We start from the raw sequence: 15,747 nt of genomic DNA, 5'->3' as shown, positions 1-15,747 counted from the left end.
CTTGGAAATCTTTAACAACTTCAACCACTTGCGCTTCCGATCACTCGGTAGCGGGAGGCGAATCCTACAGCGTTACACGCTGCTGTCAACACCTCTTTTTCAACTCCCTTTCGGGCTTCGATGACCTGAAGCCGCTCACTGTCGAAAACTGCGTAACTCTTTGTTTACCAAGGAGTTTTCCGTTTCGACTGCGCCGGAAGTGGGGCGAATTATAGACATCCAGAATCTGCCGTCAACCTTTAATTTCACAATTCTGTCATATGAGTCAAAAACCCTCGTAAACACAAAGGCCGGCCCCAAGGGGCCGGCCTTCTTCCCCTCTACTTACAAGCTAGGGAATGCGAATTGCGACGCTTCATGGCTCGCACGTTGCGGCCAGCGCTGGGTGATGGCTTTGCGGCGAGTGTAGAAACGCACACCGTCCGGGCCATACGCATGCAGGTCGCCAAACAGCGAACGCTTCCAGCCACCGAAGCTGTGATAGGCCACTGGCACTGGCAACGGTACGTTAACGCCAACCATGCCCACCTCGATCTCATCGCAGAACAATCGCGCCGCTTCACCGTCACGGGTGAAGATGCAGGTGCCGTTGCCATACTCGTGATCGTTGATCAGCTGCATCGCCTCTTCCAGGCTGTTCACCCGAACGACGCACAGCACTGGCCCGAAGATTTCTTCTTTATAGATGCGCATCTCTGGCGTGACGTTATCGAACAGGCAGCCACCCAGGAAGAAACCTTCCTCATGGCCGGCCACGCTCAGACCCCGACCGTCGACCACCAGGGTCGCGCCGGAAGAAACGCCGTCTTCGACATACCCGCTGACCTTGTCGCGCGCCTGACCGGTGACCAGTGGCCCCATGTCCAGGCCACACGTAGTCCCCGCGCCGATTTTCAGCGCCTTGATCTGCGGCACCAGTTTTTCCACCAGCGCATCCGCCACCTGGTCACCGACGCACACAGCCACCGAGATCGCCATGCAACGCTCGCCGCAAGAACCGTAGGCCGCGCCCATCAGTGCGCTGACCGCGTTATCCAGATCCGCATCCGGCATCAGCACCGCATGGTTCTTCGCGCCGCCCAATGCCTGGACGCGTTTGCCGCGCTTGGTGCCTTCGGCGTAGATGTATTCGGCAATCGGCGTCGAACCGACAAAGCTCAGCGCTTTGACTTCCGGCGCTTCGATCAGCGCGTCCACCGCAGCCTTGTCACCGTGCACGACGTTCAGCACGCCTTTAGGCAAACCGGCTTCCAGCAACAGTTGAGCGATCAACAGCGTAGAGCTCGGATCGCGCTCGGACGGCTTGAGGATAAAGCAGTTGCCGCAGACGATCGCCAGCGGATACATCCACAGTGGCACCATCGCCGGGAAGTTGAACGGGGTAATACCGGCCACCACGCCCAACGGCTGGAAGTCCGACCAGGCATCAATGTTCGGGCCGACATTACGGCTGTATTCACCCTTGAGGATTTCTGGCGCTGCGCACGCGAACTCGACGTTCTCGATACCGCGCTTCAATTCGCCCGCCGCATCTTCCAGGGTCTTGCCGTGCTCTTCGCTGATCAACTGAGCAATGCGTGCTTCGTTCTGTTCCAGCAGTTGCTTGAATCGAAACATCACCTGGGCACGTTTGGCCGGTGGCGTGTTGCGCCAGGCAGGGAATGCGGCCTTGGCCGAGTCGATGGCTTTTTGAATGGTTTCGCGGCTGGCCAATGGCAGCTTGTGGATCGCCTGGCCGGTGGACGGGTTGAACACGTCAGCCGTGCGACCGTCTTCGGTCACCAGTTCGCCATTGATCAAATGCGGGATAAGGCTCATGTAACGCTCCTGAAAAGTTGTCCACAGGCGCCCCGTAAAAGGACGCCTCTATATAGAAGAGAAAATCAGTCGATCTTGTTCAGCACTTCGCCGACCGCGTCGAACAGACGATCAAGGTCTTGCGGCTTGCTGTTGAAAGTTGGGCCGAACTGCAGGGTGTCGCCGCCGAAGCGCACATAGAACCCGGCTTTCCACAGCGCCATACCCGCTTCGAATGGACGCACGATCGCGTCGCCATCACGCGGCGCGATCTGAATCGCACCGGCCAGGCCGAAGTTACGAATGTCGATGATGTTCTTCGAACCTTTCAGACCGTGCAGCGCATTTTCGAAATGCGGCGCCACCTCGGCCACGCTCTGCACCAGGTTTTCCTTTTGCAGCAGGTCGAGTGCTGCCAGGCCAGCGGCGCACGCCACCGGGTGCGCGGAGTAGGTGTAGCCGTGCGGGAATTCCACCGCGTACTCAGGCGTCGCCTGGTTCATGAAGGTCTGGTAGATCTCGGAGCTGGCAATCACCGCGCCCATCGGGATCGCGCCGTTGGTGACTTGCTTGGCGATGCACATCAGGTCCGGGGTCACGCCGAACGTGTCGGCACCGAACATTTTGCCGGTACGGCCGAAACCGGTGATCACTTCGTCGAACACCAACAGGATGTTGTGCTGATCGCAGATCTCGCGCAGACGCTTGAGGTAACCCTGTGGCGGAACCAGAACGCCAGCGGAACCGGCCATCGGCTCAACGAATACCGCGGCGATGTTCGATGCGTCGTGCAGCTCGATCAACTTCAGCAGCTCATCGGCCAAAGCGATACCACCCAGCTGCGGCATGCCGCGAGAGTAGGCATTGCTCGCCAGCAGCGTGTGCGGCAGGTGATCAACGTCCATCATCGCCTGACCGAACATTTTACGGTTGCCGTTCACACCGCCGAGGCTGGTGCCGGCGATGTTCACGCCGTGGTAACCGCGAGCACGGCCGATCATTTTGGTTTTGGTCGCCTGACCTTTCAGGCGCCAGTAAGCGCGGACCATTTTCACCGCAGTGTCAGCACACTCGGAACCCGAGTCGGTGAAGAACACGTGATTCAGGTTGCCCGGGGTCAGGTCGGTGATTTTCTCGGCCAATTGGAACGACAGCGGATGGCCGTACTGGAAGCCTGGCGAGTAGTCGAGCGTGCCCAGTTGCTTGGCAACCGCTTCCTGAATTTCCTTGCGAGTGTGCCCGGCGCCGCAGGTCCACAGACCGGACAGCGAGTCATAAACTTTGCGGCCCTTGTCGTCGGTCAGCCAGCTGCCTTGCGCCGCAACGATCAGACGCGGGTCGCGCTGGAAGTTACGGTTCGCGGTATAGGGCATCCAGTGAGCATCAAGCTTGAGCTGGCTGGCCAGGGAAGACGGGGCGTTTTCAGGCAAGTTCATGGGCAAAACCTCGCAGGCAATAAGCGGCATAGAGATCAAAAGCGTTCTTGCAGCTAAATTGCCACGGGGATAAAGTCTGTGAAATCCAACTTTTCTAACGTTCAGTCAGGCTGCTACTAAACTATGAGCACGCGTCGTCCCGATCCACTGGCGCAAGTCAGCGACTTTGATATCCGCTTGTTACGGATCTTTCGCAGCGTGGTCGAGTGCGGCGGCTTCTCGGCGGCGGAAAGCGTGCTGGGGATCGGTCGCTCGGCGATCAGTCAGCAAATGAGCGATCTGGAACAACGCCTGGGCTTGCGGTTATGCCAACGCGGGCGCGCCGGGTTCTCCCTGACCGAAGAAGGTCGCGAGGTGTACCAATCGGCCTTGCAGCTATTAAGTGCGCTGGAAAGTTTCCGCACCGAGGTCAATGGCCTGCACCAACACTTGCGCGGCGAATTGACCATCGGCCTGACCGACAACCTCGTCACCCTCCCCCACATGCGCATCACCCACGCCTTGGCACAATTGAAGGAGCGCGGCCCCGACGTGCAGATTCAGATCCGCATGATCGCGCCCAACGAAGTGGAACAAGGCGTGCTCGACGGGCGCTTGCACGTCGGCGTCGTGCCCCAGGCCAGCGCGCTGTCGGGACTGGAATATCAGCCGCTGTATAGCGAACGTTCGCTGTTGTATTGCGCGGTTGGGCATCCGCTGTTTTATGTCGACGACAAACAACTCGACGATGATCGCCTCAATAGCCAGGACGCAATCGCGCCGACCTTCCGACTGCCAGCGGACATCCAGGCCCATTACCAGGCACTCAACTGCACCGCCAGTGCTTCGGACCGTGAAGGCATGGCGTTCCTGATTCTGACCGGCCGTTACATCGGCTATCTGCCGGATCATTACGCCAGCCTCTGGGTGCAACAAGGTCGCTTGCGTGCACTGAAACCGAAGGCGCGTTTCTATGACCTGAGCCTGGCATCGGTCACGCGCAAGGGCCGTCGCCCGCATCTGGTGCTGGAAAGCTTCCTGGAGAGCCTCGCCGCGACGCGCTGAACAACCAAAGAAACCTGTGCCCCGGGACTTGTCTGAAGCCCAAGGGTGCGCTATCAACGCACTGGTTGCACCCACCTACTTGTCTGGAAGTGCCTATGACCTTTGAAGTCCCAGCTCACGGCGGTAAACCTGCCAGCCGCATTCGTCAGAAGAACGAAGAGACCATCATCAAAGCCGCCGAAGACGAGTTTGCCCGTCACGGGTTCAAAGGCACCAGCATGAACACGATTGCCCAGAATGCCGGGTTGCCCAAGGCGAACCTGCATTACTACTTCACCAACAAACTCGGTTTGTACGTGGCGGTGCTGAGCAACATCATCGAGTTGTGGGACAGCACCTTCAATACCCTGACGGCCGAGGATGATCCGGCCGAGGCATTGACCCGCTACATCCGCGCAAAAATGGAATTCTCCCGGCGCCAGCCTCAAGCCTCGCGAGTCTTCGCCATGGAAGTGATCAGTGGCGGCGAATGCCTGACCGAGTATTTCAACCAGGACTACCGCGCCTGGTTCCAGGGCCGGGCAGCGGTGTTCCAGGCGTGGATCGACGCCGGCAAAATGGACCCGGTCGACCCGGTCAACCTGATCTTCCTGTTATGGGGCAGCACTCAGCATTACGCCGACTTCGCGACTCAGATCTGCCGAGTCAGTGGCCGCACCAAGCTGACCAAGCAAGACATGGAAGAAGCCGGCAACAACCTGATCCGCATCATTCTCAAAGGCTGCGGCCTGATCCCATCTATTTAAGAAACTTATGCCTTTTACCCTCAGCGCCTTTTGCGAATACCGCGAAGAGATTCGCAAAAGTCGCTTCATCACCTTCGCCGCGCCGATCTCAAGCCCGGCTGACGCCCAGGCGTTCCTCGAACAGCACAGCGACCTCAATGCCTCGCACAATTGCTGGGCGTGGAAACTCGGCGACCAGTACCGCAGCAACGATGATGGCGAACCCGGCGGCACCGCAGGCCGGCCGATTCTGGCAGCGATCGAAGCGCAGGACTGCGACCAGGTCGCGGTGCTGGTGATTCGTTGGTACGGCGGCATTCAATTGGGCACCGGCGGCCTCGCACGGGCGTATGGCGGCGGTGCCAACAAGTGCCTGCAAGCGGCACCCAAGGTTGAGCTGATCAGTCGGGTGCCGGTCAGTTGCGCTTGCGCCTTCAGTGAACTGGCGCTGGTGAAACTTCGTGTGACGGAAATGGGCGGACTGGTCGTGGAAGAAACGTTCACCGCCAACGGCGTTGAACTGCAATTAGCGATGGGAAAAGCGCAGATCCCTGCCCTGCAAACGCAGCTGGCGGACTTGAGTCGCGGACGCATCGTGTTGCAGCACTGAGCGCACCAACAACGTTCACCCTTATTCCGTCGACGTCGGGATTTTGCCCACATCTACTGTGCACCCGGCTGTGGATAACCTGAGCACATGTGCCTGTAACCCTTCTGTCATGCGGGTTTGCGGGCTTTGTTCATTTTTCGTCCAATTCGCCACCGCTAACGTTAATTTCACGTAAAAACAAACAGTTAGCGCGGGTTATCACCTTTAGAAGATAGCCGCACAGTGCTTATGCCCGTCGTTTGAGCTTGCGCACAAATACTGTGGAGCAATCTGTGGATAACCCGTTCATGGTCGTCGCGGCCCCATGTCCGGCATGGCTTGCGGGCTACTGTTCATTTTTTAACCAGTTGCCTGCGAGCAAAACTGGAGCCTGATCAACGGCTTCGCCCTCAAGTGGTGCTTGATTCGGCGTCGATAGATCGCAACGCATTGTCCTTGAGGCCTGTGGTTGCGCGGATTTTCAGCTTTCCTGACCCAATGGCCAGGAAATTGCTTTATCCACAGGCATCACGCCCATCGACCCGAGTCAGTCATGCCCAACCCCGTGCCGATCCCCGATCAAACGCCCCGTCTGCAATTGCGCCACATCAGCAAACGCTATCCCGGATGCCTGGCCAACGACGCCATCGACCTGACCATTGCGCCTGGCGAAATCCATGCCCTGCTCGGGGAAAACGGTGCCGGCAAAAGTACGCTGATGAAGATCATCTACGGCGTCACCCAGGCCGATTCCGGGGAGATGACCTGGCAAGGGCAACGCGTGAACATACGCAACCCTTCCCAGGCCCGGGGTCTTGGGATCGGCATGGTGTTCCAGCATTTCTCGCTGTTCGAGACATTGAGCGTGGCACAGAACATTGCCCTGGCGATGGGCGCAGCGGCCGGCACACCGAAACAGCTTGAACCGAAGATTCGTGAAGTGTCCCGCCGTTATGGCATGGCGCTGGAGCCGGAGCGACTTGTCCACAGCCTGTCGATTGGCGAGCGGCAACGGGTGGAAATCATTCGTTGCCTGATGCAGGACATCCGCCTGTTGATCCTCGATGAACCAACCTCGGTACTGACCCCGCAAGAAGCCGAAGAACTGTTCATCACCTTGCGCCGGCTCGCGGCCGAGGGCTGCAGCATTCTGTTCATCAGCCACAAGCTCGGTGAAGTCCGGGCGCTGTGCCACAGCGCCACCGTGTTGCGCGGTGGTCGAGTGGCTGGGCATTGCCAGCCGGCCGAATGCTCGGACCGGCAATTGGCGCGGCTGATGGTCGGCGAAGCGGCCGAGACGATTACGGACTATCCGAAGGTGGTGGGCGCTGCTTCGTATCTCAGCGTGAACCAGTTGTCCTGGCTCAATCCCGATCCGTTCGGTTGCTCGCTAAAGGACGTTGATCTTGAGGTGCGCAGTGGTGAAATCGTCGGCATCGCCGGGGTCGCTGGGAATGGTCAGGATGAATTGCTGGCGTTACTCAGCGGCGAAGAACGGCTGAGCCAAAACGACGGCGCAACGATCAGTTTCGCCGGGCAAGCGGTCGCCCACCTGCGACCCGATGCACGACGCGAACTCGGCCTGGCCTTCGTCCCCGCTGAACGGCTGGGTCACGGCGCAGTGCCAGAACTGAGCCTCGCCGACAACGCGCTGCTCACGGCGTTCCAGCAAGGACTGGTCAGCCATGGCTTGATCCAGCGCCGCAAGGTCGAAGCGTTGGCCGAAGAGATCATCCATCGTTTCGGGGTCAAGACGCCCGATGCCCAGACACCGGCCCGCAGCCTGTCCGGCGGCAATTTGCAGAAATTCATCCTCGGCCGGGAAATCCTCCAGCAACCCAGACTGCTGATCGCCGCACACCCGACCTGGGGCGTGGACGTCGGCGCTGCGGCGACCATTCACCGAGCGCTGATTGCCTTGCGCGATGCCGGCGCGGCGATCCTGGTGATCTCCGAAGACCTCGACGAATTGTTCCAGATCAGCGACCGCCTCGGCGCGTTGTGCGGCGGTCGCCTGTCGCCACTCAAAGCGACCGTCGACACACGCTTGATCGACGTCGGCGGCTGGATGGCCGGCCAGTTCGACGCCTCTCACTCACCTGCACCCGCAACGGCTTAACGGAGTTTTCCATGCTGCTTTCTCTCGAACCCCGTGGCCAGCAATCGCGCCTGATGCTCTGGTGCTCGCCGTTGCTCGCGGCGGCGCTGACGCTGGGCTGTGGCTCATTACTGTTTATCGCGCTGGGCCACGATCCGTTGCTGACCTTGCACACCTTGTTGATCGCGCCGATCAGCGACTGGTATGGCGTCTCGGAACTGTTGGTCAAAGCGTTGCCGATTTTGCTCTGTGCGTTGGGGCTGGCCGTGGCCTATCAGGCGCGCATCTGGAACATCGGCGCCGAAGGTCAATTGCTGCTCGGCGCGCTGGCCGGAAGTGCCTTGGCGGTGAACATCATCGACCTGCAAAGTCGCTGGGCACTGGTGTTGATTCTGCTGGTCGGCACCCTGGCCGGCGCGGCGTGGGCCGGACTGACCGCGTGGTTGCGCACGCGCTTCAATGCCAACGAAATACTCACCAGCATCATGCTCAATTACATCGCCCTGAACCTGCTGCTGTTCTGTGTCCATGGGCCGCTTAAGGACCCGGCCGGGTTCAATTTTCCGGAGTCGGCGATGTTCAGTGACTTCAGCCGATTGCCATTGCTGATGGAGGATGGCCGGGTTCATGCCGGGGTGTATTTCGCCTTGCTGGCGTTGGTCGCTGTGTGGGTGTTGTTGCAGAAAAGCTTTATTGGTTTCCAGATCAAAGTGCTGGGGCTGGACAAGCGCGCAGCGGGTTTCGTCGGGTTTCGCGAGAAGCGCCTGATCTGGCTGGCGCTGTTGATCAGCGGCGGTTTGGCGGGGCTGGCCGGCGTGTGTGAGGTGACCGGGCCGATCGGCCAATTGGTGCCGCAGGTCTCGCCGGGCTATGGCTACGCGGCGATCACCGTGGCGTTTCTCGGGCGACTCAATCCCATCGGCATTCTGTTTTCCAGCCTGCTGATGGCGCTGCTGTACATCGGCGGCGAGAGCGCGCAGATGAGCATGAACCTGCCGCAAGCCATCACCCAATTGTTCCAGGGAATGATGCTGTTTTTCCTGCTGGCCAGCGACGTGTTGATTCTCTACCGACCCCGTTTGAACGTGCGCTGGGCTCGCCGTGCGCCAGCCACCGTACCTGCAGGAGCGCTGTGATGGATATCGATCTGCTGAGCAATATTTTCTACGCGATGGTGCGTTGCGGCACGCCGTTGCTGCTGGTGGCGCTGGGGGAATTGATCTGCGAGAAAAGCGGCGTGCTCAACCTCGGTCAGGAAGGGATGATGCTGTTTGGTGCGGTGATCGGTTTTATCGTCGCGCTGAACAGCGGCAACCTGTGGCTCGGTGTGTTGCTGGCGATGCTCGCCGGGATGTTGTTGTCGTCGCTGTTTGCCTTGGTGGCGTTGGTGTTCAACGCCAATCAGGTGGCCACCGGGTTAGCGCTGACGATCTTCGGCGTTGGGTTGTCGACGTTTGTGGGGGCGGCGTGGGTTGGTAAACCGCTGGCCGGGTTCGAGCCAGTGGCGATCCCTTACTTGAGCGAGATCCCGCTGATCGGGCGGATGCTGTTTGCCCAGGATCTGTTGGTGTACCTGTCATTCGCGCTGTTTGCGTTGGTGGCGTGGGTGATTCTGAAAAGCCGCGTCGGGTTGATCATTCAAGCGGTCGGGGAAAACCCGGACGCCGCCAGCGCGATGGGTTTGCCGGTGCTGGGTGTGCGCACGCTGGCGGTGTTGTTTGGCGGTGCGATGGCCGGGTTGGCCGGGGCGTATTTGTCCCTGGCGTACACGCCGATGTGGGCGGAGAACATGAGCGCCGGGCGCGGCTGGATTGCGCTGGCGCTGGTGGTGTTTGCCAGTTGGCGGGTGTGGCGTTTGCTGCTGGGCGCGTACCTGTTCGGGCTCGCCAGCATCCTGCATTTGGTGGCGCAGGGGTTGGGGCTGGCGATTCCGTCGAGCCTGCTGGCGATGTTGCCGTATGTCGCGACGATTGTGGTGTTGGTGTTGTTGTCGCGAGATGCCGTGCGGACCCGGTTGTATGCGCCGGTGTCGTTGGGGCAGCCGTGGCAGAGCGGGCATTAAAGGGGACCAGGCCGGCCCCTTCGCGAGCAAGCCCGCTCCCACATTTGACCGAGTCAACCCCATTTCCTGTGACCGGCATAAATCTACTGTGGGAGCGGGCTTGCTCGCGAAGAGGCCCCAACAGGCAACACTTGAGCCACGCCCCACGCCAATTCAAAGGCTAAGAAAACCACCAACAGCGAACTGGCCCCATGCAGCAAGGCATACAGCTGCCAAGCCGCAAACAGAAACCTGCCAACCGCGTCATACCGCCCAAACACCTGCTGCGGATCCCGAATCCGCAGCACCGCCCAAACGCACACAATCGACCCCAACAGGTTCGCCATCAGCATGTGCATCGGCTCAAATGCCGGCAGCGCTCCAGGTAAATCAAAGGCCTGGCTTACCCCCGTCAACCCTCCATGCAAAACCGCAAAACTCCATGGCGTGACAAATGCCGCCGTCACGATCAAGTCATACCAGGCACTGCCCCGCACCAACCGGCGATATTGCGCTGAAGTCCACATCGGCGTTGCTCCATACATTCGAGAAGCAACAAGGCTAAAGCCTGGAGTATGCTCCAGGGTCAAGCCCTCTCGAGACGTCAACATGCGCATCGGTGAATTAGCCCAGGCCAGCGCCGTCAGCCGCGATACGCTGCGGTTTTACGAGCAACGCGGATTGATCGCGGCGCAACGCAGCGCCAATGGTTATCGCGACTACCCGTCAGACATGGTGCAACTGGTGCAGTACATCAAGACCGCCCAACGGCTCGGTTTTACCCTCGGCGAGATCGGCAACAGTGTCGCGGCAATCTGGCAGTCCCCAGACCCGGACAGTGCCGTCACGCAACTGCTGCAAGACAAACTCAAACTGATCGAAACCCGGATGGATGAACTCGGCGCGTTGCGTCACGAGTTGCAACAACGGCTCGGGCAACGCTGTCCACTGAATCCGTGAACCTCTTTTTTAAGGAAGCCACTCATGTCCAAGGCAAAAACCGCGCTCATCATCGGAGCCTCCCGTGGCCTGGGCCTCGGCCTGGTGAAAACCCTGCTGGCCGACGGCTGGCAAGTCACTGCCACCGTGCGTAACCCGCTAAACGCCGACGCCCTGCGGGCCGTGGGCAACGTACGGATCGAGAAACTCGACATGGACGATCAGTCTGCGGTGGTCGCCCTCAGCCAACAACTCAAAGGCGAAGTGTTTGACCTGCTGTTCGTGAATGCCGGGGTCAAGGGCCCGGACGTTCAAACACCGGGCGGTGCGACGCTGGCCGAGGTGGGCCAGTTGTTTTTCACCAACGCCGTGGCCCCGATCAACCTGGCCCAGCATTTTGTCGGGCAGATTCGCCCGGACAGCGGCGTGCTGGCGTTCATGAGTTCAGTGCTCGGCAGCGTGACCATGCCGGACGCGCCGGAACTGGCGCTGTACAAGGCGAGCAAGGCTGCACTGAACTCAATGACCAACAGCTTTGTGACGCAACTGGGCGAGCAGAAACTCACCGTGCTGTCGCTGCATCCGGGCTGGGTGAAAACCGACATGGGCGGTGAGGGTGCGGACATTGATGTGGAGACCAGCACCCGTGGGCTGCTTGATCAGGTGAATGCCTACACCGGCAAGGGCGGGCATCACTTCGTGAATTACCGAGGTGAAACCATTCCCTGGTAACCCCCACAATCCCTATGTAGGAGTGAGCCTGCTCGCGATGGCGGTGTGTCATTCAACATCGATGTGACTGACACGGCCTCATCGCGAGCAGGCTCACTCCTACAAAGGATCATTCCACACAGGGATTTGTGTTGTCTGGTCGGGTCGGGCTTGCCCGGCGCTACGTTTTGTCCGAAACTCCGCACCTCGCCCCCGCGGCGATCCTGGATCAGCAGACAGGGTAATCACTGAGCTGGCAACCCTGAACCCAACTTTCAGAGGAGCCGGCCAACATGCCCGCATCCCGTACCTGGTTAAAAAATCCCCTCGCGATCTTCACTGCCAATGGCCTCGATGCCCGTGGCGGTCTGGTTGTGCAAGACGGTGTGATCGTCGAAGTGCTCGCCGCCGGCCAGCAACCGTCCGCGCCCTGTGGACAAGTGTTCGATGCCCGCGAGCATGTGATCCTGCCGGGGCTGATCAACACCCATCACCACTTCTATCAAACCCTGACCCGTGCCTGGGCGCCGGTGGTCAATCAGCCGTTGTTCCCGTGGCTGAAAACCCTGTACCCGGTCTGGGCCCGCCTCACCCCGGAAAAACTCGCCCTCGCCACTAAAGTCGCGCTGGCCGAGTTGCTGCTGTCCGGCTGCACCACCGCCGCCGATCACCATTACCTGTTTCCCGAAGGCCTGGAAAACGCGATCGACGTGCAAGTCGAAAGCGTTCGCGAACTGGGCATGCGCGCCATGCTCACGCGCGGTTCCATGAGCCTCGGCGAGAAGGACGGTGGCCTGCCACCGCAGCAGACCGTGCAGGAAGGCCAAGTCATCCTCGACGACAGCCAGCGCTTGATCGCCGAGTACCACGAACGCGGTGACGGTGCGCAAATCCAGATCGCCCTCGCGCCGTGCTCGCCGTTCTCGGTGACTCCGGAAATCATGTCCGCCAGTGCTGAAATGGCAAACAAACTCGACGTGCGCCTGCACACCCACCTGGCCGAAACCCTCGACGAAGAAGATTTCTGCCTGCAACGTTTCGGCCTGCGCACCGTGGATTATCTGGACAGCGTCGGCTGGCTCGGCCCACGTACTTGGCTGGCCCACGGCATCCACTTCAACCCGGACGAAATCGCCCGCCTCGGCGCTGCCGGCACGGGTATTTGCCATTGCCCAAGCTCGAACATGCGCCTCGCTTCCGGCATCTGCCCGACGCTGGACCTGACGGCGGCGGGCGCATTGCTCGGGCTGGGCGTGGACGGTTCGGCGTCCAACGATGCGTCGAACATGATGCTCGAAACCCGCCAGGCGCTGTACATCCAGCGCCTGCGTTATGGCGCGGAGAAGATCACACCGGAGTTGGTGCTGGGCTGGGCGACCAAGGGTTCGGCGAGCTTGCTGGGGCGTGCCGATATCGGTGAACTGGCGGTTGGCAAGCAGGCGGATCTGGCGTTGTTCAAACTCGATGAGCTGCGCTTCTCCGGCAGCCACGATCCGGTGTCGGCGCTGCTGCTGTGCGGCGCGGATCGGGCGGATCGGGTGATGGTTGGCGGCAAGTGGCGGGTGATTGATGGGCAGGTTGAAGGGTTGGACCTCAAAGGATTGATTGCCGATCACAGCCAGGCCGCTCGCCAACTGATTGCCGGGACCTGACACAACACAGGTCAAAACTGTAGGAGTGAGCCTGCTCGCGATGACGGAGTGTCAGTCGACATTGATAGTGTCTGACACAACGCTATCGCGAGCAGGCTCACTCCTACAGGGGATTTGTGGTGTGGTCAGAGACCCAGCAGCGACAACATGATGAATGTCGCGAACAGCACAAAGTGGGTCATGCCTTCGATGGCGTTGGTTTCCCCGTCGTTGAGGTTGATCGCGCTGACGATCAGCGTCAGGAAGATCATCACCGTCTGCACCGGCGTCATCGCCATCTGAAATGGCTGACCGGTATACAGCGCCATCGCCTCCATCACCGGCACCGTCAGGATCACCGTCGATAGCGACGCACCCATCGCGATGTTGACCACCGACTGCATACGATTGGCCAGTGCCGCGCGCAATGCCGTCAGAATCTCCGGCGCCGCCGAAATGGCCGCCACCAGAATCGCCGTAATCACCGGCGGAGCGCCCGTCCCTTCCAGCCCCAGATCGAGGGTCTTGGACATCACTTCAGCCAGCGCACCAATCACCATCACGCCAAACACCAACGTGCCGATACTCAGCGCCACATTGACCGGTTCAGGTTCCTCTTCCGGGACTTTCCGGCGGCGTTTTTCCGGGTAGCTGTAGCTGAAAAAGTAACTGTGCGGCCCGACCTGCATCCGCAGGAACAACGCATAAAGCACGACCATCGCACCGATGGTGAAGCCCGAATACAGCTTCCAGTTGGCCTCGGGAATGAACTCCGGCACCACCATCGACACGCCCATGGCCGTGAGGATCATCACGCTGTAGCTGCGCGCCGAATCATCGTTGTAGGACTGCTCGCCGTGCTTGAGCCCGCCCATCAATGCGGCGAGGCCGAGGATGCCGTTGATGTCGAGCATGACGGCCGAGTAAATCGTGTCGCGCACCAAAGTCGACGAGGCTTCGTTGCTCATCATGATCGCCAGGATCACCACTTCCACCAGCACCGCGGCCAGCGTCAGGATCATCGTGCCGTAGGGGTCGCCGACTTTTTCCGCCAACAGCTCGGCGTGATGGGCGACGCGCATGGAGGCGACGACAATGAACCCAATCAACACCAACCCGGCGCCCAGCGCGACCGGTTGGCCGCTGTGGAGCATCCAGTGCTCCAGCGGGTACGCGACGACGGCGGCGAGCACGGCCAGCAGCAGAAATGTTTCTTGCTTGAGGTGTGTGAACATTGCGGGCCTTTTTGCGCAGTGGAGCGAAAGCAGAGTGATGAGCTACTGACTGCGGTGCAGCGCTAACGTTTCGTTACACCTTAGCGCACCAGTGGATGGCAGCTGTGCCCGGCCATGCACTTTTATTGGCCTTGCGGGCCCCTTCGCGAGCAAGCCCGCTCCCACATTAGATCGCGGTCCCCTGTGGGAGCGGGCTTGCTCGCGAAGGCCGCGACTCGGTTGCGGGCTGTTTGTTGTCTTGTTGGTCAGTAATTTGCATTGGCCTTTCCAACCTCAAAACAAAATGGAGTTGGAATTCATGCATAAACGTCCGCTGAAGAAGCTGCTTTGCGCCGTCGTCGCCGCCATTGGTCTAAGCGCCAGCCTGACCGCCAGTGCCGCCGACCCGCTGAAAGTCGGCTTCGTCTATATCGGTCCGATCGGTGACCACGGCTGGACGTATCAGCATGAACAGGGGCGCAAGGTGCTGGCCGAAAAATTCGGTTCGCAGATCACCACCAACTATGTGGAGAACGTCGCGGAAGGCGCCGACGCCGAGCGGGTGATCCGCAACATGGCCAAGGACAACTACGACCTGATCTTCACCACCTCATTCGGCTACATGAACCCGACCCTGAAAGTCGCCAAGCAATTTCCCAAGGTGACCTTCGAACACGCCACCGGCTACAAGCAGGACAAGAACCTCGGCACCTATCTGGCGCGAACCTATGAAGGTCGCTACGTCGGCGGTTTCCTCGCGGCGAAGATGACCAAGACCAAGAAAATCGGCTATGTCGCGTCCTTCCCGATTCCCGAAGTGATCCGCGACATCAACGCCATTCAACTGGCCCTGAACAAGTACAACCCCGGCACCGAGATCAAAGTGGTGTGGGTCAACTCGTGGTTCGATCCGGGCAAGGAAGCCGACGCCGCCAACGCGCTGATCGACCAGGGCGTGGACGTGGTGTTCCAGCACACCGACAGCCCGGCGCCGATCCAGGCGGCTGAACGTCGCGGTGTGTACGCCGTCGGCTACGCTTCGGACATGGCGCATTTCGGGCCGAAAGCGGTGCTGACGTCCATCGTCAACGACTGGGGCCCGCATTACGTTCAGGCGACCCAAAGCGTGCTCGACCACGACTGGAAATCCCAGGATTACTGGGGTGGCTTGAAGGAAGGCACGGTTGAGTTGCCGATCAGTGACGTGGTGCCGGCACCGGTGAAAGCCGAAGCCGAACAGATCATTGCCGACATCAAGAGCGGCGCACTGCACCCGTTCACCGGGCCGATCAAGGATCAGGCCGGCGCAGAGAAAATTGCCGCAGGGGCGACGGCGAGCAATGCGCAGCTGGCATCGATGAACTACTACGTTGAAGGCATGAAGGCCGAGATTCCGAAGTAATCCTTCAACCCAACACAAAACCCTGTAGGAGTGAGCCTGCTCGCGATAGCGGAGTGTCAGACGCTATCAATGTCGAGTGACACCCGCTATCGCGAGCAGGCTCACTCCTACAATGGATTT

Annotated in this window: 14 protein-coding genes; 10 read left to right on the top strand and 4 right to left on the bottom strand. The window is 60.1% G+C overall.

The features are described 5' to 3' along the window. Positions 1-324: 324 nt before the first annotated feature. Positions 325-1,818, bottom strand: coding sequence for a CoA-acylating methylmalonate-semialdehyde dehydrogenase (locus BK660_RS27765; RefSeq protein ID WP_123436029.1), 1,494 nt, complete (start codon positions 1,816-1,818; stop codon positions 325-327). Positions 1,819-1,883: 65 nt separating this feature from the next. Then, positions 1,884-3,233: an omega-aminotransferase AptA gene (gene aptA, locus BK660_RS27760; RefSeq protein WP_123436028.1), complete on the bottom strand. Its 1,350-nt coding sequence runs from the start codon at positions 3,231-3,233 to the stop codon at positions 1,884-1,886. A 123-nt stretch (positions 3,234-3,356) separates the two neighbouring features. On the opposite strand from aptA, the gene BK660_RS27755 reads away from it, so the two are divergent. The 6 genes from BK660_RS27755 to BK660_RS27730 all read left to right on the top strand — a co-directional run bounded on the left by BK660_RS27755 (position 3,357) and on the right by BK660_RS27730 (position 9,751). Further along, positions 3,357-4,277, top strand: coding sequence for a LysR family transcriptional regulator (locus BK660_RS27755; RefSeq protein ID WP_123436027.1), 921 nt, complete (start codon positions 3,357-3,359; stop codon positions 4,275-4,277). 95 nt (positions 4,278-4,372) lie between these two features. Further along, entirely contained in the window at positions 4,373-5,023 is a 651-nt protein-coding gene (locus BK660_RS27750) for a TetR/AcrR family transcriptional regulator (protein ID WP_123436026.1), read from the top strand. A gap of 7 nt (positions 5,024-5,030) precedes the next feature. Continuing rightward, positions 5,031-5,612, top strand: coding sequence for an IMPACT family protein (locus tag BK660_RS27745; RefSeq protein WP_123436025.1), 582 nt, complete (start codon positions 5,031-5,033; stop codon positions 5,610-5,612). 532 nt (positions 5,613-6,144) lie between these two features. Beyond that, positions 6,145-7,710, top strand: a complete 1,566-nt coding sequence (locus BK660_RS27740) for an ABC transporter ATP-binding protein (protein ID WP_123436024.1) — start codon at positions 6,145-6,147, stop codon at positions 7,708-7,710. 11 nt (positions 7,711-7,721) lie between these two features. Further along, positions 7,722-8,825 (top strand): ABC transporter permease, encoded by a 1,104-nt coding sequence (locus tag BK660_RS27735; protein WP_123436023.1) that lies wholly within the window; start codon positions 7,722-7,724, stop codon positions 8,823-8,825. Further along, positions 8,825-9,751: an ABC transporter permease gene (locus tag BK660_RS27730; protein WP_123436022.1), complete on the top strand. Its 927-nt coding sequence runs from the start codon at positions 8,825-8,827 to the stop codon at positions 9,749-9,751. Before BK660_RS27735 ends, BK660_RS27730 begins: the two co-directional genes overlap by 1 nt. A gap of 83 nt (positions 9,752-9,834) precedes the next feature. Here BK660_RS27730 and BK660_RS27725 read toward each other — a convergent pair whose 3' ends face one another. Next, entirely contained in the window at positions 9,835-10,257 is a 423-nt protein-coding gene (locus BK660_RS27725; protein WP_123436021.1) for a hypothetical protein, read from the bottom strand. Between the two features lie 82 nt (positions 10,258-10,339). Here BK660_RS27725 and BK660_RS27720 point away from each other — a divergent pair, with 82 nt between their 5' ends. The 3 genes from BK660_RS27720 to BK660_RS27710 all read left to right on the top strand — a co-directional run bounded on the left by BK660_RS27720 (position 10,340) and on the right by BK660_RS27710 (position 13,032). After that, complete coding sequence (locus BK660_RS27720) at positions 10,340-10,690, top strand: MerR family transcriptional regulator (RefSeq protein ID WP_123436020.1); 351 nt, start codon at positions 10,340-10,342, stop codon at positions 10,688-10,690. A gap of 24 nt (positions 10,691-10,714) precedes the next feature. Next, positions 10,715-11,401: an SDR family oxidoreductase gene (locus tag BK660_RS27715; RefSeq protein WP_123436019.1), complete on the top strand. Its 687-nt coding sequence runs from the start codon at positions 10,715-10,717 to the stop codon at positions 11,399-11,401. Between the two features lie 272 nt (positions 11,402-11,673). Next, positions 11,674-13,032 carry an 8-oxoguanine deaminase gene (locus BK660_RS27710; RefSeq protein ID WP_123436018.1) on the top strand — a complete coding sequence of 453 codons (1,359 nt, stop codon included), beginning with the start codon at positions 11,674-11,676 and terminating at the stop codon, positions 13,030-13,032. Between the two features lie 125 nt (positions 13,033-13,157). Here the strand turns inward: BK660_RS27710 and BK660_RS27705 are convergent, their stop codons facing one another. Continuing rightward, positions 13,158-14,246, bottom strand: a complete 1,089-nt coding sequence (locus BK660_RS27705; RefSeq protein WP_123436017.1) for a calcium:cation antiporter — start codon at positions 14,244-14,246, stop codon at positions 13,158-13,160. A 298-nt stretch (positions 14,247-14,544) separates the two neighbouring features. Here BK660_RS27705 and BK660_RS27700 point away from each other — a divergent pair, with 298 nt between their 5' ends. Beyond that, entirely contained in the window at positions 14,545-15,627 is a 1,083-nt protein-coding gene (locus BK660_RS27700) for a BMP family ABC transporter substrate-binding protein (RefSeq protein WP_123436016.1), read from the top strand. Positions 15,628-15,747 lie beyond the last annotated feature (120 nt).

Origin of the sequence: Pseudomonas brassicacearum (genome assembly GCF_003732265.1) — a bacterium.
Classification (GTDB): domain Bacteria; phylum Pseudomonadota; class Gammaproteobacteria; order Pseudomonadales; family Pseudomonadaceae; genus Aquipseudomonas; species Aquipseudomonas brassicacearum_D.
The sequence above is the reverse complement of the archived record's forward strand: the minus strand, read 5'-3'. Positions and strand labels throughout refer to the sequence as shown.

Coding starts and splice junctions, on each gene's coding strand:
- BK660_RS27765 (WP_123436029.1), bottom strand. CDS start 1,818: ATGAGCCTTATCCCGCATTTGATCAATGGCGAACTGGTGACCGAAGAC.
- aptA (WP_123436028.1), bottom strand. CDS start 3,233: ATGAACTTGCCTGAAAACGCCCCGTCTTCCCTGGCCAGCCAGCTCAAG.
- BK660_RS27755 (WP_123436027.1), top strand. CDS start 3,357: ATGAGCACGCGTCGTCCCGATCCACTGGCGCAAGTCAGCGACTTTGAT.
- BK660_RS27750 (WP_123436026.1), top strand. CDS start 4,373: ATGACCTTTGAAGTCCCAGCTCACGGCGGTAAACCTGCCAGCCGCATT.
- BK660_RS27745 (WP_123436025.1), top strand. CDS start 5,031: ATGCCTTTTACCCTCAGCGCCTTTTGCGAATACCGCGAAGAGATTCGC.
- BK660_RS27740 (WP_123436024.1), top strand. CDS start 6,145: ATGCCCAACCCCGTGCCGATCCCCGATCAAACGCCCCGTCTGCAATTG.
- BK660_RS27735 (WP_123436023.1), top strand. CDS start 7,722: ATGCTGCTTTCTCTCGAACCCCGTGGCCAGCAATCGCGCCTGATGCTC.
- BK660_RS27730 (WP_123436022.1), top strand. CDS start 8,825: ATGGATATCGATCTGCTGAGCAATATTTTCTACGCGATGGTGCGTTGC.
- BK660_RS27725 (WP_123436021.1), bottom strand. CDS start 10,257: ATGTGGACTTCAGCGCAATATCGCCGGTTGGTGCGGGGCAGTGCCTGG.
- BK660_RS27720 (WP_123436020.1), top strand. CDS start 10,340: ATGCGCATCGGTGAATTAGCCCAGGCCAGCGCCGTCAGCCGCGATACG.
- BK660_RS27715 (WP_123436019.1), top strand. CDS start 10,715: ATGTCCAAGGCAAAAACCGCGCTCATCATCGGAGCCTCCCGTGGCCTG.
- BK660_RS27710 (WP_123436018.1), top strand. CDS start 11,674: ATGCCCGCATCCCGTACCTGGTTAAAAAATCCCCTCGCGATCTTCACT.
- BK660_RS27705 (WP_123436017.1), bottom strand. CDS start 14,246: ATGTTCACACACCTCAAGCAAGAAACATTTCTGCTGCTGGCCGTGCTC.
- BK660_RS27700 (WP_123436016.1), top strand. CDS start 14,545: ATGCATAAACGTCCGCTGAAGAAGCTGCTTTGCGCCGTCGTCGCCGCC.